The organism is Azospirillum sp. B4 (assembly GCF_000333275.1).
In the GTDB taxonomy this organism is placed as follows: domain Bacteria; phylum Pseudomonadota; class Alphaproteobacteria; order Azospirillales; family Azospirillaceae; genus Nitrospirillum.
In genome coordinates, this window is the sequence record NZ_BACU01000560.1 from 1 (window position 1) to 1,773 (window position 1,773).

General features: G+C 65.3%; 1 protein-coding gene and 1 pseudogene. One reads left to right on the forward strand and one right to left on the reverse strand.

What is annotated here, in order from left to right:
- A pseudogene (locus tag I55_RS25135) lies at positions 1-848 on the reverse strand (excinuclease ABC subunit A); the annotation flags it as partial.
- Positions 849-1,167: 319 nt separating this feature from the next.
- On the opposite strand from I55_RS25135, the gene ssb reads away from it, so the two are divergent.
- Positions 1,168-1,707 carry a single-stranded DNA-binding protein gene (gene ssb, locus I55_RS25140; protein WP_044563464.1) on the forward strand — a complete coding sequence of 180 codons (540 nt, stop codon included), beginning with the start codon at positions 1,168-1,170 and terminating at the stop codon, positions 1,705-1,707.
- Positions 1,708-1,773: the final 66 nt, after the last annotated feature.

The following is a 1,773-nucleotide window of genomic DNA, read 5'->3' on the forward strand; positions in this document are numbered from 1 at the left end:
CCCAGGCCGTCGCAGGCGGGGCAGGCGCCAAAGGGATTGTTGAAGGAGAACAGCCGCGGCTCGATCTCCTCGATGGTGAAGCCGCTGACCGGGCAGGCGAACTTGGCGGAGAACACCGTGCGTTCCCCACCGTCCGCGTTCTCCGCGAACAGCAGGCCGTCGGCCAGCTCCAGCGCGGTCTCGATCGAGTCCGCCAGGCGATTGCCTAAGCCTTCCTTCACGACGATGCGGTCGACCACCACCTCGATATCGTGCTTCAGCTTCTTGTCCAGCGCCGGCGCCTCGTCGATCTCCATCATCTCGCCGTTGATCTTCACGCGCTGGAAACCGCGCTTGCGCAGCTCCTGCAGCTCCTTCTTGTACTCGCCCTTGCGGCCGCGCACGACGGGGGCCAGCAGGTAGAGGCGCGTACCCTCGGGCATGGCCATGATACGGTCCACCATCTGGCTGACCGTCTGGCTTTCAATGGGCAGGCCGGTGGCGGGGGAGTAGGGGACGCCGACCCGCGCGAACAGCAGACGCATGTAGTCGTAAATCTCCGTCACCGTGCCGACGGTGGAGCGGGGATTGCGGCTGGTCGTCTTCTGCTCGATGGAGATGGCGGGGGACAGCCCCTCGATGCTGTCCATGTCCGGCTTCTGCATCAGTTCCAGGAACTGGCGCGCGTAGGCCGACAGGCTTTCCACGTAACGCCGCTGCCCCTCGGCGTAGATGGTGTCGAACGCCAGCGAGGATTTGCCGGAACCCGACAGCCCGGTGATCACCACCAGCTGGTCGCGCGGCAAATCCACGTCGACGTTCTTCAGATTGTGTTCCCGCGCGCCGCGGACGCTGATATATTTGTTCATGGTATGTTCTGAATAGTCGATCGGGACAGGCGCTGGCAAGGGGGAATACGCCGGTACGCGTCTTCCCACCCGCCAGGCGGCGACAGCGCCTTAATATGGGGATGCCCGTGTCAAAAGGCGACAGCAGGATGCGGGCCCGTCCATACGATTTCGCCGGGCGGCGGCCCGCTGTCCGAATGGGGCGGCCGGATCGATATTTTGGGTATGCCGGGGGCCCGCACCACCATCGCTGTGGCATTGTGCCGACACGGCGGTGTAGGCTCTCCCCATCAACGACGGGGCGTTTTCGCCCCCTTTTTGGATTCAGGACGGATCGGACATGGCTGGCAGCGTCAACAAGGTCATCCTCATCGGCAATCTCGGCAAGGAGCCGGAGATTCGCTCGATGCAGAACGGCGGCAAGGTGTGCAACCTGCGCATCGCGACGTCGGAAACCTGGAAGGACCGCAACAGCGGGGAGCGGCAGGAGCGCACCCAGTGGCACCAGGTGGTCATCTTCAACGAGGCGCTGATCGGCGTGGCCGAGCGCTTCCTGAAGAAGGGCTCCAAGGTCTATCTGGAAGGCCAGCTGGAAACCCGCAAGTGGACCGACCAGTCGGGCCAGGAAAAGTACACGACCGAGGTCGTGCTGCGCCCCTACCGCGGTGAACTGACCATGCTGGACGGCCGTGAAGGCGGCGGTGGCGGCGGTTACGAGTCGGGCGGCGACTTCGGCGGCGGCGGCTCCAGCTACGGTGGGGGCGGGGGCTACGGCGGCGGTTCGTCGGGCGGCGGTGGCTCCTCCTCCGGCGGCGGCTCGCGCGGCGGCTTCGGCGGCGGCAAGCCGGCCGACGATCTGGACGACGAAATCCCGTTCTGATCGGTCGGCACAGGGCAGGGAAAAAAACGGCGCATCCTGGAAACGGGAGGCGCCCTTTCCTTTTCA

Excerpts from the sequence above, each read along its gene's own strand:
- ssb (WP_044563464.1), top strand. The coding sequence starts at position 1,168 with ATGGCTGGCAGCGTCAACAAGGTCATCCTCATCGGCAATCTCGGCAAG.